Raw genomic sequence first — 21,570 nt, 5'->3', positions numbered from 1 at the left:
AGGCCCCGCCACGCGGGAGGAGCGTGGGTTCGATTGCTCGCCACCAAGGAGGAAACGATGGCGAATTTTGCGAAATACTGGCTGGGCGCCGCCGGCGTCCTGGCGCTGACCGCCGCCGCGTCGGCGGAGCCGGTCGAACTCAACGTCTGGACGATCGATCGCCAGGCGGACCCCGGCTACAACTACGTGATGGCGGACGAGTTCATGAAGCTCCACCCCGACATCAAGATCAACATCAAGCGCGTCGAGTTCGCCGACTGGGCGAATGACGTGATGCGCGCCGTCGCCACCGGCACGACGCCCGACGTCTCGTATGTCGACAATCCCAACACGCCGTTCCTGTCGGCCAAGGGCGCGCTGCTCGACCTCTCGCCCTATATCGCCGAATCCGAGATCGTCGACACCTCGAAGATCTTCCCCGGCCCGCTCTCGACCGTCACCCGCGACGGCAAGATCTACGGCCTGCCGCGCGGTTCCAACACGCTCGCGCTGTTCTACAATGCCGACATGTTCAAGGCCGCCGGCCTCGATCCGGACAAGCCGCCGCAGACCTGGGAAGAGCTCTACGAGACGGCCAAGAAGCTGACCGACCCGGCGAAAAACGTCTATGGCCTCGCCTTCTCGGCCAATGCGAACGAGGAAGGCACCTTCCAGTTCCTGCCCTGGGCGCAGCAGACCGGCGCCGATTTCGACCACATTGCCGAAGACGGCTCGGTGCGCGCGCTCGAGGTCTGGAAGAAGATCCTCGACGAGAAGCTCGCCTCGCCCGACACGCTGATCCGCGGCCAGTACGATTCAACCGCCACCTTCAACGCGCAGAACGCCGCCATGGCCATTTCCGGCCCGTGGGAGCTGCCGCGCATGGCGAAGGACGCCAAGTTCGACTATCGCGTCGCGCTGCTGCCGGTCGAAAAGGTTGGCGACACGCGCGCCTCGGCGCTCGGCGAGGGCAACAATGTGATCTTCGCCAAGACGCAGCATCCGAAGGAAGCCTTCCTCTATCTCGAATACATGTATTCGCAGATGCCGCGCGTCTGGAACGAGTTCGGCTTCCTGCCGTCCTATCCGGTCGAGGCCAAGGACCCGCGCTGGCCGGCGCAGTATGAGGTCTTCGCGGAATCGATGAAGTATGCCCGCGCCCGCGGTCCGTCGCCGGAATGGGCGAAGATCTCGAAGGCGATCTCGGACGCGATCCAGCAGACGCTGACGCACCAGACCGACGCCAAGACGGCCCTGGCCGCCGCGCAGACGAAGATCGACGGCATCGTCAAGAAATAGGCGTTCGAGCCCGGCGAAAGCCGTCATCCCGGGACAAGCCCGGGATGACGGCGGACGTCGGATTTTCAGCGGCGCCCCCAATGCCCCTCCAAGGAGACCGCCCATGTCGGCGCTTTTGCGCAGCCTTCGCGACGGACGCGGCTTCGACGCCGCGCTGGCCTGTCTTGCGCTCGCCTATCTCTTCGCCTTCTCGGCGTTTCCGCTGATCTACAACATCGCCATGTCCTTCCAGGAAGTGGACATGTTCTCGCTCGGCGACCTGATCCGGCCGTTCGTCGGGCTGGCGAACTACCGCACCCTGTTCGCGGCGCCCGAGTTCTGGCCGATCATGGCCAACACGGTGATCTTCGTCGTGCTGTGCATCGTGTTCCAGCTCGGCATTGGCTTCGGCCTGGCGCTGTTCTTCCAGCAGGATTTCATCGGCGCCAGCTATCTGCGCGGCCTGTTCCTGGCCGCCTGGATCATCCCGGCGCTGGTCGCCGGCGCGATCTGGAAATGGATCTTTGCCGGCGATTTCGGCGTGCTCAATTACCTGCTGCTCTCGTCCGGCCTGATCAACGAGAAGATCTTCTGGCTGTCGACGCCGGCGATCTCGCTCTATTCCGTCATCATCGCCAATGTCTGGCTCGGCATCCCGTTCAACATGATCCTGCTCTCGGTCGGCCTCGCCGGCATCCCAAAGGACATGTACGAGGCGGCCTCGCTCGACGGCGCCGGCCCGTGGCGCCGGTTCTGGCACATGACGCTGCCGATGATGCGCTCGACCCTCGGCGCCGTCGTCTGCCTCGGCATCATCTTCACGCTGCAGCAGTTCGACCTGTTCGCCTCGCTGACCCAGGGCGGCCCCGCCAACGCGTCCAACGTCGCGCAATACTGGTCCTGGCAGCTGTCGTTCCAGAACTACGACATCGCTACCGGCAGCGCCGTCTCGGTGCTGATGCTGGGCTTGGTCATCGTCGTCGCCTTCCTCTATGTGCGCTCGACGCGCCAGGAACATCGGGCCTGAGGAGAACCCATGAAACGCTACGTACTCCTCGTCATCGCGCTCGGTTTCCTCGCGATCTACCTGTTCCCGCTCTACTGGATGTACCTGACCGCCTTCAAGCCGTCGTCGGAGACCTTCACCTTTCCGCCGCGCTTCTGGCCGACCGATCCGCAGTTCAACTTCGCGAAAGTCTTCGTCGAGAAGAAGATGGACGTCTACCTGTGGAACTCGCTGGTCGTCGCGGTCGGCACCACGGTCATCGCCGCCCTGATCGGCACCGGCGCCGCCTATGCGCTCGCCCGCGTCCGCAGCGTATGGATGGATGTCGCGCTGTTCCTGATCCTGATGATGCAGGTGCTGCCGCCCTCGCTGATGGCGACGCCGATCTTCGTGCTGTTCAACCAGATCGGCCTGATCGAGACGCCGCGCTTCGCCGTCATCCTGGCGCAGACGGCCAAGGTGCTGCCGCTCTACATCGTGCTCTGCCGCACCTCGTTCATGCAGATCCCGAAGGAGCTCGAGGAGGCGGCCCGCGTCGACGGCGCCTCGCGGCTCAGCGCGTTCCTCCGCATCATCGTGCCACTGGCGCGCAACGGCATCCTCGTCACCTCGGTGCTGATCTTCCTGCAGTCCTTCGGCGAATATGTCTATTCGCGCACGATGATCTCGCAGGAGAACCTGCAGACGGCGACCGTCGGGCTGATGAACTTCATGGGCCCGAACACGACCGACTGGAACGGCATCATGACCTACGCCGTCATCTATGTGACGCCGATCGTCATCGTGTTCATGCTGCTCCAGCGCAAGATCGTCAGCGGCCTCACTGCCGGCGCGCTGAAGTAGGCTCGGCGAGCCCCGCCGCCTCCATCCGAGGCAGCGGGGCTCGTTTCTTTCTTGGGGCGGATGAGTCCCGCTTATGCGCGCGTCAAGAACGCCGCGTCATAGGGCACCACCACACTGCCGCCGGCCTCGTCCGTGAGCACCAGCTCGGAGCCCCGAGCCTCGACCGAGGCGACGCGCGTCCAGCCATCGGGCAGAGCGAGGCCGCCGATGACGTTGCGGACGTCGACCTCGCCGGTCGGATCGAGATGGAGCGAGGTCGGGATGCCCTCCTCCGACCACGGGTTCGGCGCGATCGACGCCTTGTGGCCGTGGCCGGCATAGGTGCGGCCTTCCTCGAGGCCGAGCACGCCGACATGGCGGCCGTTCCACGGCTGATAGTCGCGGCCGCCATTCGAGAACCACATCATGGTGATCGGATAATCGGCCGGGTTCTTCAGCGACAGGAAGATGTCGCGCTTGTCCGGGCGGATGGCGGCGGCCCAGCCGAGGGGATTCTCGGGCACCTCGACCAATGACAAAAAGTCCTCGTGCCGCGATCCGAACGGATAGACGGTGAGGTCCGCCGTGGTGCCGTCGGCGCGCGGCGCCTTGGTCAGGTCGGTGAAGCGGGAGGGATAGGCGAGCAGCGAGCGGCCGCGCGCCGGATCGGATTCGATCGCGCCCTCCGGCGTGGTGGCGAAACGCTTCGGCGAGAAGGAGAGCCGGCCGCCGCCGTCGAAGCGGGTCATGGCGTGGTTCGCGACGGGAATACGGCCTTCGCCGCCGATGAAGATGTGCCGCTCATAGAGGAAGGGGTGGCCGTCGCGAACAGTGAATTCCTTGACGAGCCGCGCGCCCTGCACGCGCTTCACCAGCTCGTAGCGCGCGGTCTGTCCGCCGGCAAAGGGCTCGACGTCGAGAAGCCTCCAGGGCGAATTGGCCGGCCAGCCATGCGGCGGCGCCTCTTCGACGTCGCTGGTCGAGAACGGCGCGCAGAAGAAATCGCCGGAGAGGAAGCGGAGATTGGCGTCGATCGTCTCGTCCTCGACGATCGTCCTGTCCTCGACCCAGGGCGCCGTGTGCAGCGGCTCGATGCTGCGGCCGTCCTGCTCGGTCGCGAAGACGCGGACATGGCCGCCCCGGAGATCGAGCGTCGCGCGAACGCCGCTCGCCTCGATCGTGTGAAAATGCCCGTCGCTCATTCCGCTTCCTTCCCGCATTTCTTGCCGCGTTTCTTGCTGTCCGATGTTTCGCCCTGGCGGGACGATCCTCGGCGCACAGAATCTCTCCGGTAGAGAGGGAAGCCCGATCGCCGGCCGCGAACAAGCCCGCATCGCCAACTTCCCTCGCTTCTCCAAAGCCGCGCGGGCGAAGGCGGCGTCGCGCCGGCTTCGCGCCCTGCGTTCGTTCGCCTGGCGTCCGAACGAAATTGCCGGCGCAACCGACGCTCGCCCCTGTTCGGCCATGGCGATATGGTCGATCCTGTCGCGCCACCAAGCCAGACCGGAATCATCAGGACCCCGCATGCCCAGCCCCGCCTCCCCCTCCGCGCCCACGAAGGTCATCTACGACACCGACCCCGGCATCGACGACGCCATGGCGCTGCTGTTCCTCGAATATGCGCCGTCGATCGACCTGATCGGCATCACCACCGTGCTCGGCAACGCCTCGATCGACACGACGACGCGCAACGCGCTGTTCCTGAAGCAGTATTTCGACATCAAGGCGCCCGTCGCGCGCGGCGCTGACCGCCCGCTGGTGATCGAGGCGGCCGACGAGCCGCATCATATCCACGGCGTCAACGGCCTCGGCGACGTGCCGATCCCGGACACGCTCTCGGTCACCGAACACGAACTGCCGGCGCATCGCTTCATCATCGAGACGGTGCGGAAATATCCGGGCGAAGTCACCATCGTCGCCGTCGGCCGCATGACCAATCTGGCGCTGGCGCTGCGCGAAGACCCCGGCATCGCCGAGCTGGTCAAGGAAGTCGTCATCATGGGCGGCGCCTTCGGCTATTCCGGCCATTCCGGCAATGTCACGCCGGTCGCCGAAGCCAACATCATCGGCGATCCGCACGCCGCCGACGAGATGTTCGCGGCCAAGTGGCCGATCGTCGTCGTCGGCCTCGACGTCACGCAGGAATGCGTGATGACCACCGCCTATATGCAGGACCTGCGCGAAAAGGCCGGCAAGGCGGGCGAGTTCTGCTGGCAGATCTCGCGCGTCTACGAGGATTTCTACCGCGCCGCCACGGGCATCGACGGCATCTTCGTGCATGATTCCTCCGCCGTCGCCTACCTGCTCGATCCGAGCCTGTTCAAGACGCGCACCGGCCCGATCAAGGTGGTGACCGAAGGCATCGCCATCGGCCAGACGATCCAGAAGCCGTCGACGCGCAGCTTCCCGCCGACGCCCTGGGACGGCCTGCCGGACCACACGATCTGCACCGCGGTCGACGGCAAGCGCTTCCTCGATCTCTACTTCCAGACGATCGTCGCCGGCGCCGCCGCGCGCGCCTGAGGGTGAAGGGCGGCCACCGGCCGCCCTTTCTCGTCCTCTGGGAAGTCTGCCGTCCCGCGCTGCCCGTCATCCCACCCTCGGCCGTCATCCCTGCGAAAGCAGGGATCCATACAGCCGCGCCGCAAGCCGGCTAAGCCTCCCAAGGCCTCGGCTGAATGGATCCCGGCTCGGGGGCCGGGATGACGGCGAGGGTGGGGCAACGGCCGGTGGAAGCTCCCTCCCCAAGGGACAGAGCCGGCTCCGACATTCCAGACTGCCCAAACCGTCATCCCACCCTCGCCGTCATCCCCGCGAAGGCGGGGATCCATACAGCCGCGGCCTCGGCCGACTGCACCTCCCCACGCCTCGGCTGAATGGAACCCGGCTCGGAGGCCGGGATGACGGCGAGCGTTGGGCAAAGGCCGGCGCAAGCTCCCTCCCCTACGGACAGAGCCGGCTCCGACATTCCAGACAGCCCAAACCGTCGTCACACCCTCGTCGTCATCCCTGCGAAAGCAGGGATCCATACAGCCGCGCCGCAAGCCGGCTAAACCTCCCAAGGCTTCGGCTGAATGGATCCCGGCTCGGAGGCCGGGATGACGGCGAGCTTGGGGCTAGGGCCGACGCAAGCTCCCTCCCAAGGGACAGACCCGGCTCCGACATTCCAGACAGCCCAAACCGTCATCCCACCCTCCGCCGTCATCCCTGCGAAAGCAGGGATCCATACAGCCGCGCCGCAAGCCGGCTAAACTTCCCAAGGCTTCGGCTGCATGGATCCCGGCTCGGAGGCCGGGATGACGGCGAGCGTGGGTCTAGGGCCGGCGGAAGACTTCCCACCCGTGCCTCAGTCGACCTTTGCGCAACCTGTCAAACCGGTATGCGGCGCTCGCCTTCCATCATCCTGAGGTGCCCGAGCGCAGCTCGGGCCTCGAAGGACGCACGGCCTCTGTGCAGCCCGTCGATTGCACGGCCGCTCTGCGTGCTTCGAGACGGCCCTTCGGGCCTCCTCAGCATGATGAGGATGGTGCTTTGCAGGGAGCGGTGAGAAGACACGGCCCCCCGTTGCCGACATTCGGACCGGTACCGCCTCCCCCTCCCCCTGCATTGACTCTGCCGCAACGACAGCCTACTTTCCTTCACATAAGTGATCGTCACTCACATATGTGAAACATGTCGACCGCCATTCCCCTTCCGTCGAAGGACGAGCAGCGCGAGCATCTGATGGTGCAGGTCGCGAAGCTCTATTACGACCTCGAGCGGACGCAGAGCGAGATCGCGACCGAGGTCGGGCTGACGCGCTGGCAGGTCGCGCGGCTTTTGCGCGATGCGCGCGAGACCGGTGTCGTCCGCATCGCCATCGTTCCCCGCGCGCAGCGCCTGCCGGCGCTCGAATCCCGCCTGCAGACGGCCTTCGGCCTGCGCGAGGCGATCGTCGTGCCGGCGCTCGGCGATGGCGCGCTGGCGCAGGACGCGGTCGCCCAGGCGGCCGGGCAATATCTCGCCTCGCTCAGCCCCCGCCCCGACCTGATCGGCGTATCCTGGGGCCGGACCATGGCGGCCGTCGCACATTGGCTGCCGCCGGGCTGGAACGACGGCGTACGGATCGTCCTGATGAACGGCGCGACCAATTCACGGTCGGCGCGGCTCGCGACCAACACCGTCGCCGAGCGCTTCGCCGAGAGCGGCAACGGCACGGCGACGCTTTTGCCGGTGCCAGCGATCGTCGGCCGCGCCGAGACGCGCAGCGTGCTCGAGGCCGACCCGGTGATATCAGATGTGCTGGCGCTGGCCGAGGAAGCGCCCGTCGCCTGCTTCGGCCTCGGCGGCATGGCCGGCTCCGTCCATATCGAATCCGGCTATCTGACCGACCGCGACGTCGACGGCCTCGCCGAGAAGCATGCGGTCGGCGACCTGCTCGGCCGCTTCATCGATGCGGACGGCGCCATCGCCGATCCGGCGCTCGACGCCCGCACCATCGGCCTCGCGCCCGAAAAACTGCGCGACAAGACGCATGCGATAGGGGTCGCCGCCGGCAAGTCCAAGCATGCCGTCGTCCTCGCGGCGCTCCGCGCACGCTACATCAACGTCCTCGTCACCGACGAGGCGACCGCTCTTCACGCCCTAACCGAAATCGCCCATTCCGAAGCCCGGGAGAAAACCCATGCCGGCTGACGGCTCCACGGAGCGCAAAGCTCCGCCGCTCTCGAACACGCTCACGCGCAATGACGGCACGCCGCTGCGGACCGACTGGTTCGAGGGCGCGCAGGTCAACACCTCCGCCGCCGAGCGCCGCGCTAGCACACTGACGACGCGGCGCACGGTGAAGAAGGAATACCAGGCCGCCTGGCTGGTGAAGGCGGTGACGCTGATGGACCTGACGACGCTCGCCGGCGACGATACGCCCGGCCGCGTGCACCGGCTCTGCATGAAGGCGCGGCGGCCGTTCCGCGAGGATCTCGTCGAGGCGCTCGGCCTCTCCGACGATCCGCCTGTTGTCGGCGCCGTCTGCGTCTACCCGACCATGGTCGCCCCGGCCGTCAAGGCGCTCGAAGGCTCCGGCATTCCCGTCGCCTCGGTCGCCACCGGCTTCCCGGCCGGCCTGACGCCGCTGAAGCAGCGGCTGGAGGAGATCCACTATGCCGTCGGCGAGGGCGCGCACGAGATCGACATCGTCATCACCCGCGCCCATGTGCTGAATGCCGACTGGCAGGCGCTCTATGACGAGGTCGCCGCCATGCGGGAGGCCTGCGGCGAGGCGCATCTGAAGGCGATCCTCGCCACCGGCGATCTGAAGACGCTCCGCAACGTCTACAAGGCCTCGATGGTCGCCATGCAGGCCGGCGCCGACTTCATCAAGACCTCGACCGGCAAGGAAGACGTCAACGCGACGCTGCCGGTCAGCCTCGTCATGTGCCGCGCCATCCGCGACTACGAGGCGGCGACCGGCTTCAAGATCGGCTTCAAGCCGGCCGGCGGCTTGCGCACCGCCAAGGACGCCATGGCCTGGCTGATCCTGATGAAGGAAGAGCTCGGCAATCGCTGGCTCGAGCCCGACCTGTTCCGCATCGGCGCGAGTTCGCTGCTCGCCGACATCGAGCGGCAGATCGAGCACTACGTCACCGGCCGCTATTCCTCCACCATCCGCCACGCGCTCGCCTGAGGGGAACGATCATGGCACTCGTCAAGGACATCCTCGTCAGCATGGATTACGGCCCCGCCCCCGAGGTGAACGAACCCGTCACCGGCTGGCTCGACCTGCACAAGGACGGTTTCAACCATTTCATCGACGGCAAGTTCGTCGCGCCTTCGGAAGGCCAGCGCTTCGCCGTGTTCAACCCGGCCTATGAGACCGAACTCGCCCAGGTCGCCCAGGGCAGCGCCGCCGACGTCGACAAGGCCGTCAAGGCGGCGCGCAAGGCGTTCAAGTCGTGGTCGGCGCTCTCCGGCCATGACCGCGCCGTTTATCTCTATGCCATCGCCCGCCACATCCAGAAGCGCGAGCGCTTCCTCGCCGTTCTGGAGACGATGGACAATGGCAAGCCGATCCGCGAGACGCGCGACATCGACATTCCGCTGGTCGCCCGGCACTTCTACCATCATGCCGGCTGGGCCGAGCTGATCGAGAGCGAGTTCCCCGGCGAAGGCCCGGTCGGCGTCTGCGGCCAGATCATCCCGTGGAATTTCCCGCTGCTGATGCTCGCCTGGAAGATCGCCCCCGCGCTCGCCGCCGGCAACACGGTGGTGCTGAAGCCGGCGGAGTACACGCCGCTCACCGCCCTCGCCTTCGCCGAGATCTGCCGCGAGGTCGGCCTGCCGGCCGGCGTCGTCAACATCGTCACCGGCGACGGCGTCACCGGAAACGCGATCGTCGAGCATCCCGACGTCGACAAGATCGCCTTCACCGGCTCGACCGAGGTCGGCCGCATCATCCGCGAGAAGACCGCCGGCACCGGCAAGAAGCTCTCGCTCGAGCTCGGCGGCAAGTCGCCCTTCATCGTCTTCGAGGACGCCGACATCGACGGCGCGGTCGAGGGCGTCGTCGATGCGATCTGGTTCAACCAGGGCCAGGTCTGCTGCGCCGGCTCGCGCCTCCTCGTGCAGGAGGGCGTCGCCGAGCAGGTCTATGCCAAGCTCCGCGGCCGCATGGCCAACCTCCGTGTCGGCGATCCGCTCGACAAGTCGGTCGACATGGGCGCCATCGTCGACCCGGTCCAGCTGAAACGCATCCGCGAGCTCGTGGCGAAGGGCGAAGCGGAGGGCGCGACGCTCTTCCAGGTTAACGAAGGGTTACCAGCGAAGGGCTGTTTCTTCCCGCCGTCGCTCTTCACCAATGTCGCCCCGGCGTCGACCATCGCCGAGGTCGAGATCTTCGGACCGGTGCTCGCCGGCATGACATTCCGCACGCCGGACGAGGCGGTGGCGCTCGCCAACAACAGCCGCTACGGCCTCGCGGCATCGGTCTGGTCGGAGAACATCAACCTGTCGCTCGATGTCGCCGCCAAGCTGAAGGCCGGCGTGGTGTGGATCAACGGCACCAACATGTTCGACGCCGCCGCCGGCTTCGGCGGCTATCGCGAGAGCGGCTTTGGCCGCGAGGGCGGGCGCGAGGGCATGGCGGAATATCTGAAGCCGGTCGGCGACAAGCCCTTGAAGGCAGACGAGAAAATCGCCACCAAGCTGTCGGCGCTGCCCGTCGCCGACGAGGAAATCTCGGGCCTGCCGTCGATCGATCGGACCGCGAAACTCTATGTCGGGGGCAAGCAGGCGCGGCCGGATTCCGGCTATTCCTATTCGGTGCTCGATCCGAAGGGCCGTCCGGTCGGCCAGGCCGGGCTCGGCAACCGCAAGGACATCCGCAACGCCGTCGAGGCGGCCGGCAAGGCCGGAAGCTGGGGCGGTGCCACGGCGCATAACCGCGCGCAAGTGCTTTATTACGTTGCGGAAAATCTCTCCTCTCGCGCCAGGGAGTTCGAGGCGCGCATCATCGCCATGACCGGCGCCTCGGCCAAGGCGGCGGCGGAAGAGGTGGCGGTCGCGATCCGGCGGACCTTCTGGTACGCGGCCCAGGCCGACAAGTTCGACGGCGCCGTGCATGCGACCAAGTCGCGCCACGTGACGCTTGCCATGAACGAACCCTTTGGCACCATGGGCATTCTCTGCCCGGACGAGGCGCCGCTGCTCGGCTTCGTGTCGCTGGCGATGCCGGCGATCGCCATGGGCAACCGGGTCGTCGTCGTCCCCTCCTCCAGCCATCCGCTGGCGGCGACGGATTTCTACCAAGTCCTTGATACGTCGGATGTTCCGGCCGGCGTGGTCAACATCGTCACCGGCGAACGCGACGCGCTCGCCAAGACGCTGGCCGAGCACGATGATGTCGCGGCGCTCTGGTATTTCGGCTCCAAGGCCGGCAGCGCCATGGTGGAGAAGGCCTCGTCCGGCAATCTGAAGCCGGTCTGGGCCAACCAGGGCATTCCGCGCCGCTGGAATGAAGCTTCGGCGCAGGGCCGCGAGTTCCTCCGCCGCGCCACCCAGGTCAAGAACATCTGGGTCCCCTACGGAGAGTAGACGGCGCTCCTCCGCGTCCCTCGGGAGGCGGAGGATTCCCCTGAAAACCGAAGCGGTTACGCCTCGTCCTCGGCGGGCGCCAGCGATACTTCGGCGGTCGGGCGGCCGCCCAGAATGGTGGTCGCGGCGGCGCCGGCCGCGACGCCGCGATTGAGACAGATGTCGAGCGGCTTGCCGGCGAGCCGCGCCGCCAGGAAGCCGGCGAGGAAAGCGTCGCCGGCGCCGGTGGTATCGGCGACCTCGATTTGCGGCGCCGCCGCCTTCAGCCGGATCGCCTGCGTCGCCGCCTCGGCCCCGCCGGCGCCGCGCTTGATCACGGCAAGATCATAGCGCGCGGTCAGGAAGCGGATCTGCGCCGCCTCGTTGCGCGTGCCGGTCAGGCAGGCGGCCTCCTCGGCATTCGGGAAGATGATCGACGCGTCGCTGGTCCAGCCGAGGAAGTTCGACGGACCGACCTCCTCAAGGAAGCTCACCGAAGCGGGATCGACGGTGACGGTGATGCCGCGCGCGCGGGCCACCGCCATCAGCGCCATCACGGCGGCGCGCGGACCCGGCGTGAACAGCGCGTAACCGGAGACGTGCACGAGATCGAGCTGGTTCAGCATCGAGAACGGCAGGTCGTCGGCCGAAAGCGTGTCATTGGCGCCGCGATCGGTCAGGAAGCTGCGCTCGCCGCCCTCGGAGAGAATGGCGATCAGCATGCCGGTCGCGCGCGTCTCGTCGGCGGAAAGGACCGGCACCACGCCGACGTCGCGCAGAGCCTGCTCCTGCTCGGCGAGATCGCGGCGGCCGACGCGGCCGGCGAAGGCGACTGGAATGCCGAAATGCGCCAGCCAGGCCGCCTGGTTGCAGCCGGAACCGCCGGGATAGAGCCCGATCTTGGCGCGCCGATCCGAACCGACGACCAGCGGCCCGTCCGGCCGCACGATGACATCGGTCATCACGTCGCCAATGACGAGCATGCGAGGGCGGGGCGGAACGGTGGCGGACATGGCAAAGCTCGAAATGACGGACTCGAATCGGAAAGCGGCTCAATCTCTCTCCTATAGAGAGGAATGCCGCCGGCATTAAGCTTGAACCGTGCCGCCAAACCCTCCATGTCTGGCATCCGCCCCCATCGCATCGAGGCCCGCATGACCGCCGACAATCCGCTGCTCGCGACCTGGAACACCCCTTTCGGCGTGCCGCCCTTCGCCGCGATCGAACCGGCGCACTACACGCCCGCCTTCGAAGCGGCGATCTCCGCGCACAATGCCGAGATCGCGGCCATCGCGGATAATCCGGAACCTCCGAGTTTCGACAACACCATCGCCGCCATGGAGCGCGCCGGCCGGCTGCTCGACCGCATCGCCAGCGTCTTCTTCAACCTGACCGGCGCGCATACCAATGACGAGCTGGAGACGATCGAGCTGGATCTGGCGCCAGTGCTCGCCCGCCACAGCAACGCGATCTACCAGAACGCCAGGCTGTTCGAGCGGATCGATACGCTGGTCAAGGCCGGCGCCTCCGGCCTCGACGCCGAGCAGGCGCGCGTGCTCGACCGCTATCACACCGCCTTCGTCCGCGCCGGCGCCGGGCTGTCGCCCGAAGCGAAGACGCGGGTCGGCGCCATCGCCGAACGCCTCGCCACGCTCGGCACCAATTTCGGCCAGAACGTGCTCGCCGACGAGAAGAGCTGGAGCCTGACGCTCGACGGCGAAGAGGATTTGGCCGGCCTGCCGGAGTTCCTGCGCGACGCGGCGGCCCAGGCAGCGAGGGATCGCGGCCTCGACGGCAAGCATGTCATCACGCTGTCGCGCTCGTCGATCGAGCCGTTCCTGCAGTTCTCCGCCCGCCGCGATCTGCGCGAGAAGGCCTTCGCCGCCTGGGTCGCGCGCGGCGAGGCCGGTAAGACCGACAACCGCGCCATCATCGCCGAGACCGTGGCGCTGCGCGCCGAGCGGGCGAAGCTGCTCGGCTTCGAGACCTTCGCGCATTATCGCCTCGACGATTCGATGGCGAAGACGCCGGAAGCGGCGATGGAGCTGCTGCGTTCGGTCTGGACGCCCGCCCGCGCCCGGGCAATCACCGAGCGCGACGCCCTGCAGGCGCTGGCGCAATCCGAAGGCGGCAATTTCGACATCGCCGCCTGGGATTGGCGCTATTATTCCGAAAAGCGCCGCAAGGCCGAGTTCGATCTCGACGAGAGCCAGCTGAAGCCCTACCTGCAGCTCGACAAGATCATCGAAGCCGCCTTCGACACGGCAACGCAGCTGTTCGGCGTCACCTTCACCGAGCGCTTCGACGTGCCGGTCTATCATCCGGACGTCCGCGTCTTCGAAGTGAAGGACCGCGACGGAAAGCCGGTCGGCCTGTTCCTCGGCGACTATTTCGCCCGTTCCTCGAAGCGCTCCGGCGCCTGGATGAGCGAATATCGCGGCCAAGAGCGGCTGTCGGGCGACATCCGCCCCATCATCGTCAATGTGATGAACTTCGCCAAGGCGGCCGAGGGCCAGCCGACGCTGCTCTCCTATGACGATGCGCGGACTTTGTTCCACGAGTTCGGCCACGGCCTGCACGGTCTGCTCTCCGACGTCACCTATCCGCTGCTCGCCGGCACCAATGTCGCGCGCGACTTCGTCGAGTTCCCCTCGCAGCTCTACGAGCACTGGTTCGAGCAGCCGGAGGTGCTGGCGCGCTTCGCGCTGCACTACAAGACCGGCGAACCGATGCCGAAGGCGCTGATCGACCGGCTGACGGCGAGCCGCACCTTCAACCAGGGTTTTGCTACCGTCGAATATGTCTCGTCAGCGCTGGTCGATCTCGAATTCCACCTGCTGACCTCGACCGAGGGCCTCGACGCCAACGCGTTCGAGGCGAAGATCCTCGGCGAGATCGGCATGCCGGAGGCGATGGTGATGCGGCACCGCCCGCCGCATTTCCAGCACGTCTTCGCCGGCGACGGCTATTCCTCGGCCTACTACTCGTATCTGTGGTCGGAAGTGCTCGATGCCGACGGTTTCGGCGCCTTCGAGGAGGCGGGCGACATCTTTGCCCCGGCGGTCGCCACGAAGCTGCACGATTTCGTCTATGCCGCCGGCAACCGGCGCAAGCCCGACGAGGCCTATCGCGCCTTCCGCGGCCGCGACCCCGAACCCTCCGCGCTCCTGAAGAAGCGCGGCCTGCTCGAAGCGGCGGAGTAATCCGCCGCGCACAACCCGCTCCGTTGGCCCGCGATCTCTCGACAATAGGCCCGCGCCACGCCGAATTCTCGGCGCGGCGCTGGCCTTGACCGGAATTATCGCTATTGTCCGCGGCCAAACCTCAAGAGGATCAGCGCCATGGCCGTTTCCAAGACCGACCTTACCCAAATCGAGCTGAAGACGCTCGCCCGCGTCTCGCGTCCCGGCCCCTATGTCGGCCTGAACGGCAAGGCCGTGCAGAAGCTGATCGAGCTCGGCCTCGTGAAGACCCGCGTCAACGGCTATGTGCTGACCGAGGACGGCATCGGCCTGCTGCGCGCCGACGCCGAGTAATCGCGTCCGCGACATCCAACAAGAAAGCCCCCGCGCGGTTATCCGCCGGGGGCTTTTTCATTGGTGGTTCGGACGGCGATCAGTCCGGCAGGACGACGCCGATCTTGGCCAAGAGGCCGCCATCGACCTTGTATTCGCCGCCCGTGCAGAAGGCGGCGCGCGGGCCGGCCAGGAAGGCGATCATCGCGCCCACATCCTCGGGCCGGCCGACGCGGCCGATCGGATGCGCGGCGCCCCAGGAGGCGATCACCTCGTCCTCGGTCTTGCCGTCGAGATTCTCGCTCGCCGCGAAGCGCAGCATCGGCGTGTCGATCGAGCCGGGGCAGACCGCGTTGACGCGGATGCCATCCTTGGCGTGATCGAGCGCCATCGCGCGGGTCAGCGCCAGCAGGCCACCCTTCGAGGCGACATAGGCGGCGACATTGGTCTGGCAGGCGATGCCCTGCACCGAGGCGATGTTGACGATCGCGCCGCCGCCGGTCTTGCGCATCACCGGAATGGCGTGGTGGGCGGTCAGATAGGTGCCCTTCAGATTGACGCCGAGCACGCGGTCCCAATCGGCCTCGCCCATCGTCTCAACGGTGCCATAGGGCTGGATCGCCGCGCTGTTGACGATGATGTCGATGCGGCCAAACTTTGCCGCCGTCTCGGCCACCAGCGCCGCGACCGAGGCGTCGGTCGACACATCGCCGACGATCCCGTGCGCCGTACCACCCTCCGCCGCGAGCGTCGCCACGGCCGTGTCCAGCGCCCCCTTGTCGAGGCCGAACAGCACGACAGTCGCACCTTCCGCTGCCAGGGCCCGCGCACCGCCAAAACCGATGCCGGTGGCGCCGCCCGTCACGATCGCCACCTTGCCCGCCAATTCCGCCATTCGTCTCGCTCCCGCTATCATTTCTTGTTGTGTGGCTCGGCCCGGAATCGCGCGGCGGCTCACGGCCGGTACCCTGCCATCGTCACGCGGCAAGCGCCATGACCTTCGAGACGGCTCAGGCGGCTGCATCCTTGGCCAGCAGAACCGCGACGAGGCGAACGAGGCCGTGCCGGACATATTCGGCCACGTCGCCCTCGGGATCGAAGCTCCACCAGAGGAGCGAACCCTGCCATTGCGACGCCATCAGCAGGCCGATGTCCTTCGGCGCCTGCGGTGTGTCGGCGAAGCAGGCCTCGATCGCGTCGGTGAGCTGCTTCTTCCAGCGCGTCCCCCGCGCCCGCAGCAGCGGATCGCGCAGGTCCTCGCGCAGCACCAAGAGGCCCTCGGCGTAGGCTTCGATCTCGCCATAGTCGGAAAGGCCGACGAGAAGCGCGATGGCGCCTGCCGGTGTGCGCGGCACGGCGGCGGCAAGCGCCTCCGTCCGGGCGTCGAGCCCGTCCCACGCCTGCAACAGCGCCGCCTGCTTCAGGGCCGCCTTGCTGCCGAAGCGCTGGACCAGCGTCGAGCCGGACAGGCCGCAGGCGCGCGACAGGCTCTCGAAGGTCAGCGCCTCGGGTCCCTGCGCCTGGACGATCGCCAGCGCCGCCTCGAGCACGGCCTCATCGGAAAGCGTCTTGCGACGAGCCATGTTGACTCCCATTTATAAACGAACGATCATTTATAAATCGAAGCGAACGATTTGAACAGCAGGAAACCGTGAGATGACCGACCAGGCCAGGCCGCTGCAGGGAAAAGTGGCGCTCGTCGCCGGAGCGACGCGCGGCGCCGGACGCGGCATCGCGGCTGAGCTCGGCGCCGCCGGCGCGACCGTCTATGTCACCGGCCGCACCACGCGCGAGCACGCCTCCGAATACCAGCGTCCCGAGACGATCGAGGATACGGCCGAGCTGGTGACGTCGCTCGGCGGCAAAGGCATCGCCGTCCCGACCGATCATCTCGTGCCGGGCGAGGTCCAGGCCCTGGTCGAGCGCATCCGACGTGAGGCGGGCCGCCTCGACATCCTCGTCAACGACATCTGGGGCGGCGAAAAGCTGTTCGAATGGAACAAGCCGGTCTGGGAGCACGATCTCGAGAACGGCCTGCGCCTGCTCCGCCTCGGCATCGACACCCATCTGATCACCGCGCATTTCGCCCTGCCGCTGCTGATCGAAAATCCCGGCGGGCTGCTGGTCGAGATGACCGACGGCACGGCCGAGTACAACGCTACGCGCTATCGGCTGTCGCCCTTCTACGACCTCGCCAAGACCGCCGTGAACCGCATGGGCTGGTCGCATGCCAGGGATCTGGCGCCACATGGCGCAACCTCCGTCTCCCTCACGCCAGGCTGGCTGCGCTCGGAAATGATGCTGGAGGCTTTTGGCGTGCGCGAGGAGAACTGGCGCGACGCCATCGCGGCGACGCCGCATTTCGCCATCTCGGAAACGCCCCGCTATGTCGGCCGCGCCGTCGCGGCGCTTGCCGCCGATCCCGACCGCGCCCGCTGGAACGGGCAGTCGCTGTCGAGCGGCGGCCTGGCGCAGGTCTACGGCTTCACCGACCTCGACGGCTCGCAGCCGGACGCCTGGCGCTACCTCGTCGAGGTGGAGGAGACGGGCAAGCCTGCCGACACCACCGGCTACCGCTAGCGGCTCGACACACCGCCAAAGGCAGGGTGCTGGCCGGCATCCCGGCAGAGCCCCTGCCCGTCCCCGGTAAAGATAGCCGAAGACCACCTCATGTAGACATCAAGAATTACTCTAAACTCTCAGCATTTACAGATCGGTAGAGACTTCGTGTTTTCTTGGGCAGGAGGAAACGAAAGGAAACACGATGCAGATCACCCGCCTGAGCAAGACCGCGCTCGTCGCATCCATCGCCTTCTTTGCCACGCTGGTGGCGTTCGGCAACATCACGGACTACGGATCCAACTTCGAGTTCGTGCGCCATGTCCTGATGATGGACACCATCTTCCCGAATGCGACGATCCACTACCGCGCGATCACCAATCCGACGCTGCACCATGCGTTCTACATCCTGATCATCGCGGCCGAGACGCTGACGGCGGTCCTGTGCTGGATCGGCACCTTCGCCATGCTCGGCCGTCTCGGCGCCGACGCGCGCTCGTTCAACCGGTCGAAGAAGTGGGCGATCGGCGGCCTCGCCTTTGGCTTCCTGGTCTGGCAGGTCGCCTTCCTGTCGGTCGGCGGCGAGTGGTTCGGCATGTGGATGTCGCAGACCTGGAATGGCATCGAATCCGCCTTCCGCTTCTTCATCACGATCATCGCGGTCCTGATCTTCGTCTCGATGCCGGATACCGAACTGGACGCCTGAACCGGCGTCGCCTCGCCTTTATAGAGACCTGATATTCAACCCCGGCCGGACCCTCCGGCCGGGGTTTTCGTTTCGGCCAGGGGCAGGCGCCCCGCCCGTCAGGAAAGATGGCAAGGGCAAAAGCTGTCCTTTCAAAAATACCGACCGTTCGGTATGTTCGAGCGATGAACAACGCCTACGCCCGCAAGAAGCAGCCCGAACAGGTTCGCCGCCAGTTGCTCGACTGCGCCGCGACGCTGGCCGTCGAGATCGGCCTTTCGGCGCTGACCATCCAGGCCGTCGCCGACGCGGCGAGCGTCACCAAGGGCGGCCTGTTTCATCACTTCCCCAGCAAGGAGAAGCTGATCGAGGGCGTATTCGTCGATCTTCTGGAAAAGCTCGACGCGGAGATCGACACCCTGCTGGCGCGCGACCCCATTCGCTGCGGCCGCTTCACCCGCGCCTATGTCGATTCCGCGATGCGTCTGATGGAATCGAAGGCGCCCAGCCCCTGGGGGGCGCTATCGATCTCGATGATGACCGATGCCAATCTCCGCCGGCTCTGGTCGGACTGGCTGCGCGATCGGCTGATCCGGCATGCCGACACCGATTCGGATCCGGCGCTGGAAATCGTCCGCTATGCCGCCGACGGCGTCTGGCTGGCCGACCTTACCGACGTGGACAAGGCGCTGCGGATGGACCGCGGCGCGCTGCGCGACACCCTCATCGACATGACACAGAGAGACAGGCCATGAACCCGGCCCTCGCAACCTACGCCGCGCTCGGCGTCGCCATCAGCCTCGAGGTGATCGGCACCACGCTGCTGCAGCAGACGCAGCAGTTCACCCGGCCGCTGCCGACGATCGGCATGGCGCTCTGCTATGCGGGCGCCTTCTACTTCCTGACCTTCGTGCTGCGCTCGATGCCGGTCGGCATCGCCTATGCGATCTGGAGCGGGCTCGGCATCGTCCTGATCTCGGCGATCGGCTTCTTCCTGTTCCGGCAGACGCTCGACCTCGCCGCCATCATCGGCCTCGGCTTCATCATCGTCGGCGTCATCATCGTCAACGTCTTCTCGAGCTCGGTCTCGCACTGAGGCGCCGGAGAAGGGCCGAAACGACGAGGGCGCGGCGGCCGCGCCCTCGCGACAAGCCTCGCTCAGAGAGCGAGGCCGATCACCATCAGGCAGTAACCGATGAGCGCGCCGTTCACGAGCGTGAAGTAGAGGTGCGGCTTCCGCGCATCGCCCTGGAACAGCAGGAAGTTATGGAAGAGCGACGTTGCGCCGATCAGGAACAGGATCAGCAGCAGCGCGCCCCAGGCCGGCAGGATGCCGAGCGCGACGGAGAGACCGCCGACCAGCTGCGAGGCGAAGCCAAGCGCCACCAGCGGCGCCGGCAGCTTGTAGCCGTAATTGGTCTCGGACTGGCTCGCCTGGGCAAAATTCAGGAAGTTGCGGATGCTGGCGATGACGAAGAAGAGGCCGAGCAGGATGCGGCCGATCAGGATCAGTGTCGCTGCGAGTGTCATGATTTCCCCCACTCCGCCTTGAACAAGCGGATGTGGTGTCCATAGGACAGAACCTTGGCGGCCGCCGCAAGCGCCGCCGGGCCACAACCCCTGGAAAATGGGCTCCAGGGCACGGACGAGAGCGAGCTGCGGCCGCCAAGCGAACGCATCCCTCCGGGCAACGCGCAGCCCCCGCCAGAAGCGGACTGCCCACCGCCACTCCCCTGTCGATCTGCCAAAATACAACGCAGACGGAGTGAAGACGCACTGCGCAACCGAGCACTTGTGCGGACGGGCCCGAATCTGCTGCACATGGTTTCGGCCCGAATTCAGGGCCTGAAACCAGGAGAGCTTGGATTGCCCCAAACGGTTCGCGACGTGACTTTTGAGCTTCTTCGGAAGCTCGGCCTGACGACGGTCTTCGGCAATCCCGGTTCGACAGAGGAGACCTTCCTCAAGAACTTCCCGAAGGATTTCCGCTACGTGCAGACGCTGCAGGAAGCGTCGGCGGTCGGCGCGGCGGATGGCTTCGCGCAGGGAATGCGGCGCCCCGCTCTGGTCAACGTCCACACCTCGGCCGGCCTGAGCAACGGGATGAGCAACGTCCTGACCGCGTTCATGAACCGGACGCCGCTGATCATCACCGCCGGCAACCAGACGCGCGACATGCTGCTGATGGAGCCGTGGCTGACCAACGTCCAGCCGTCTCTGATGCCCAAGCCCTGGGTGAAGTGGAGCTACGAGCCGGTGCGCGCCCAGGATGTGCCGGCCGCCTTCATGCGCGCCTATGCCATCGCGACGCAGCCGCCGATGGGCCCCGTGTTCCTGTCGATCCCTCTCGACGACTGGGATCAGCCGTTCGAGGGCGTCCCCGTCCTGCGCTCGGTCGCGTCGCGGATCGGACCGGATCCGGCGCGGATCGCCGATTTCGCCGAGGCCCTCTCCAAGGCGAAGAACCCGGTGCTGATCTATGGCGCGGCAATCGCCCGCGAACAGGGATGGCCGCAGGCGATCGCGCTGGCCGAGAAGCTCGACGCGCCGGTCTGGGCGGCGCCCGCCTCCGAGCGGACGCCATTCCCCGAAAACCACCGGCTCTATGCCGGCGGACTACCCTTCGCGATCGGCCCGCTGTCGCAGAAGCTGGCCGGGCACGATCTGGCGATCGTGATCGGCGCGCCGGTGTTCCGCTACTATCCCTACGTGGCGGGATCCTATCTGCCGGAAGGGCTGCGTCTGCTGCACGTCACCGACGACCCGGCCGAGGCCGGACGCGCGCCGGTTGGCGACAGCCTGCTCTGCGACGCGGTGCTGGCGATCGAGGCGCTCACCCGGGCGGTCGCGGCGCGACCGGCGGTCAGAACAGTCGTCAAGGAGCCGCACAACATGGCGCCGCATCCTGCCTCCAGCGCGAAGTCAGCGGGCGCATCGGCTTCCCTCGATCGGCTCCTGAAGACGGCCGCCCCGGCCGAAGCCGAGCTGGCGCTCGCTCTCGACGTCGAGGACCGGCCGGCGGCCAGACCCGTCGATCGGGCGCCGCATGGCGCCCGGCCGCAGCCGGCGGACGAGGACGAGCTGAGCGCCCTCGAGCTCTTCCGCGCGCTCCGCGCCGCCACGCCCCGTGAGACGGTGCTGGTCGAGGAATCGCCGTCCAATCTCGGCGATCTGCACACCGCCTGGCCGATCGAATTGCCGGATTCGTTCTACACCTTCGCCTCCGGCAGTCTCGGATGGAACCTGCCGGCGGCGGTCGGCATCGCGCTGGCCGAGCGCGACAGCGGCCGCAACCGGCCGGTCCTCGCCGTGATCGGCGACGGCTCGCTGCAATACTCGGTCCAGGGCCTCTGGACGGCCGCCCAGCAGGGATTGCCGATCCTCTATGTCGTGCCGCGCAACGGCGAATACGGCATCCTGAAATCCTTCGCGGTGCTGGAGGAGACGCCCGGCGTCCCCGGCCTCGACCTGCCCGGCCTCGACATCGTGGCACTTGCCAAGGGCTATGGCTGCACCGCCGTCCGCGCGGAAACGCTAGACGAGGTTCGGGCCGTCTGCGCCGAGGCGTTCACCCGCAAGGGCCCGACGGTTCTGGAAGTGCCGATCGCGGCAACCATCCCGCCGCTGATCTGACATCGCCCCTCAAGGTCCCCGCCTCCTCGCGAAGCGGGGACCCGCCG

The 21,570-nt window shown here is 66.9% G+C and carries 19 protein-coding genes; 14 read left to right on the top strand and 5 right to left on the bottom strand.

The genetic code is table 11. The annotated features are described in order from the left end of the window. Positions 1–57: 57 nt before the first annotated feature. The 3 genes from AC6HZP_RS02345 to AC6HZP_RS02335 all read left to right on the top strand — a co-directional run bounded on the left by AC6HZP_RS02345 (position 58) and on the right by AC6HZP_RS02335 (position 3,106). The gene (locus AC6HZP_RS02345) at positions 58–1,278 is read left to right on the top strand and encodes an ABC transporter substrate-binding protein (protein WP_497525236.1); all 1,221 of its coding nucleotides are present in this window, start codon (positions 58–60) and stop codon (positions 1,276–1,278) included. A gap of 103 nt (positions 1,279–1,381) precedes the next feature. After that, positions 1,382–2,284 carry a carbohydrate ABC transporter permease gene (locus tag AC6HZP_RS02340; protein WP_497525235.1) on the top strand — a complete coding sequence of 301 codons (903 nt, stop codon included), beginning with the start codon at positions 1,382–1,384 and terminating at the stop codon, positions 2,282–2,284. 9 nt (positions 2,285–2,293) lie between these two features. Further along, positions 2,294–3,106, top strand: coding sequence for a carbohydrate ABC transporter permease (locus AC6HZP_RS02335; protein ID WP_201402044.1), 813 nt, complete (start codon positions 2,294–2,296; stop codon positions 3,104–3,106). A gap of 71 nt (positions 3,107–3,177) precedes the next feature. On the opposite strand, the gene AC6HZP_RS02330 is transcribed toward AC6HZP_RS02335, so the two are convergent. After that, positions 3,178–4,287 carry a hypothetical protein gene (locus AC6HZP_RS02330; protein WP_497525234.1) on the bottom strand — a complete coding sequence of 370 codons (1,110 nt, stop codon included), beginning with the start codon at positions 4,285–4,287 and terminating at the stop codon, positions 3,178–3,180. Between the two features lie 322 nt (positions 4,288–4,609). Between AC6HZP_RS02330 and AC6HZP_RS02325 the strand changes: the two genes are divergently transcribed. The 4 genes from AC6HZP_RS02325 to AC6HZP_RS02310 all read left to right on the top strand — a co-directional run bounded on the left by AC6HZP_RS02325 (position 4,610) and on the right by AC6HZP_RS02310 (position 11,152). Further along, a complete protein-coding gene (locus tag AC6HZP_RS02325) occupies positions 4,610–5,608 on the top strand; it encodes a nucleoside hydrolase (RefSeq protein WP_497525233.1) in 999 nt (332 codons plus the stop codon). A 1,149-nt stretch (positions 5,609–6,757) separates the two neighbouring features. Continuing rightward, the gene (locus AC6HZP_RS02320) at positions 6,758–7,759 is read left to right on the top strand and encodes a sugar-binding transcriptional regulator (protein WP_497525232.1); all 1,002 of its coding nucleotides are present in this window, start codon (positions 6,758–6,760) and stop codon (positions 7,757–7,759) included. Next, positions 7,749–8,747 carry a deoxyribose-phosphate aldolase gene (gene deoC / locus AC6HZP_RS02315; RefSeq protein ID WP_497525231.1) on the top strand — a complete coding sequence of 333 codons (999 nt, stop codon included), beginning with the start codon at positions 7,749–7,751 and terminating at the stop codon, positions 8,745–8,747. The genes AC6HZP_RS02320 and deoC overlap by 11 nt, the downstream gene beginning before the upstream one ends. Positions 8,748–8,758: 11 nt before the next feature. Beyond that, positions 8,759–11,152, top strand: coding sequence for an aldehyde dehydrogenase family protein (locus AC6HZP_RS02310; protein ID WP_497525230.1), 2,394 nt, complete (start codon positions 8,759–8,761; stop codon positions 11,150–11,152). Positions 11,153–11,208: 56 nt separating this feature from the next. On the opposite strand, the gene AC6HZP_RS02305 is transcribed toward AC6HZP_RS02310, so the two are convergent. Next, complete coding sequence (locus AC6HZP_RS02305) at positions 11,209–12,144, bottom strand: carbohydrate kinase family protein (RefSeq protein ID WP_497525229.1); 936 nt, start codon at positions 12,142–12,144, stop codon at positions 11,209–11,211. Between the two features lie 141 nt (positions 12,145–12,285). Between AC6HZP_RS02305 and AC6HZP_RS02300 the strand changes: the two genes are divergently transcribed. Together AC6HZP_RS02300 and AC6HZP_RS02295 are read left to right on the top strand one after the other, a co-directional pair. Next, complete coding sequence (locus tag AC6HZP_RS02300; RefSeq protein ID WP_497525228.1) at positions 12,286–14,334, top strand: M3 family metallopeptidase; 2,049 nt, start codon at positions 12,286–12,288, stop codon at positions 14,332–14,334. 138 nt (positions 14,335–14,472) lie between these two features. Continuing rightward, positions 14,473–14,667 carry a hypothetical protein gene (locus AC6HZP_RS02295; RefSeq protein WP_201402036.1) on the top strand — a complete coding sequence of 65 codons (195 nt, stop codon included), beginning with the start codon at positions 14,473–14,475 and terminating at the stop codon, positions 14,665–14,667. 79 nt (positions 14,668–14,746) lie between these two features. Here the strand turns inward: AC6HZP_RS02295 and AC6HZP_RS02290 are convergent, their stop codons facing one another. Together AC6HZP_RS02290 and AC6HZP_RS02285 are read right to left on the bottom strand one after the other, a co-directional pair. Beyond that, positions 14,747–15,541 (bottom strand): SDR family NAD(P)-dependent oxidoreductase, encoded by a 795-nt coding sequence (locus tag AC6HZP_RS02290; RefSeq protein ID WP_497525227.1) that lies wholly within the window; start codon positions 15,539–15,541, stop codon positions 14,747–14,749. Positions 15,542–15,656: 115 nt separating this feature from the next. Next, positions 15,657–16,229 carry a TetR/AcrR family transcriptional regulator gene (locus AC6HZP_RS02285; RefSeq protein WP_497525226.1) on the bottom strand — a complete coding sequence of 191 codons (573 nt, stop codon included), beginning with the start codon at positions 16,227–16,229 and terminating at the stop codon, positions 15,657–15,659. 73 nt (positions 16,230–16,302) lie between these two features. On the opposite strand from AC6HZP_RS02285, the gene AC6HZP_RS02280 reads away from it, so the two are divergent. The 4 genes from AC6HZP_RS02280 (at position 16,303) to AC6HZP_RS02265 (ending at position 18,986) form a co-directional block, all read left to right on the top strand. Beyond that, on the top strand, positions 16,303–17,226 hold the full coding sequence (locus AC6HZP_RS02280; protein ID WP_497525225.1) for an SDR family oxidoreductase: 924 nt from the start codon (positions 16,303–16,305) through the stop codon (positions 17,224–17,226). A 184-nt stretch (positions 17,227–17,410) separates the two neighbouring features. Beyond that, a complete protein-coding gene (locus tag AC6HZP_RS02275; RefSeq protein ID WP_497525224.1) occupies positions 17,411–17,911 on the top strand; it encodes a DUF2165 family protein in 501 nt (166 codons plus the stop codon). Between the two features lie 164 nt (positions 17,912–18,075). Next, positions 18,076–18,645: a TetR/AcrR family transcriptional regulator gene (locus AC6HZP_RS02270; RefSeq protein WP_497525223.1), complete on the top strand. Its 570-nt coding sequence runs from the start codon at positions 18,076–18,078 to the stop codon at positions 18,643–18,645. Further along, positions 18,642–18,986, top strand: a complete 345-nt coding sequence (locus AC6HZP_RS02265) for a DMT family transporter (RefSeq protein ID WP_201402030.1) — start codon at positions 18,642–18,644, stop codon at positions 18,984–18,986. Before AC6HZP_RS02270 ends, AC6HZP_RS02265 begins: the two co-directional genes overlap by 4 nt. Positions 18,987–19,048: 62 nt before the next feature. On the opposite strand, the gene AC6HZP_RS02260 is transcribed toward AC6HZP_RS02265, so the two are convergent. Then, positions 19,049–19,420, bottom strand: a complete 372-nt coding sequence (locus AC6HZP_RS02260; RefSeq protein ID WP_497525222.1) for a DoxX family protein — start codon at positions 19,418–19,420, stop codon at positions 19,049–19,051. 336 nt (positions 19,421–19,756) lie between these two features. Between AC6HZP_RS02260 and AC6HZP_RS02255 the strand changes: the two genes are divergently transcribed. Then, positions 19,757–21,523 (top strand): thiamine pyrophosphate-dependent enzyme, encoded by a 1,767-nt coding sequence (locus tag AC6HZP_RS02255; protein ID WP_497525221.1) that lies wholly within the window; start codon positions 19,757–19,759, stop codon positions 21,521–21,523. Positions 21,524–21,570: the final 47 nt, after the last annotated feature.

The organism is Kaistia sp. SLG-1 (genome assembly GCF_059699055.1).
The sequence above is the reverse complement of the archived record's forward strand: the minus strand, read 5'-3'. Positions and strand labels throughout refer to the sequence as shown.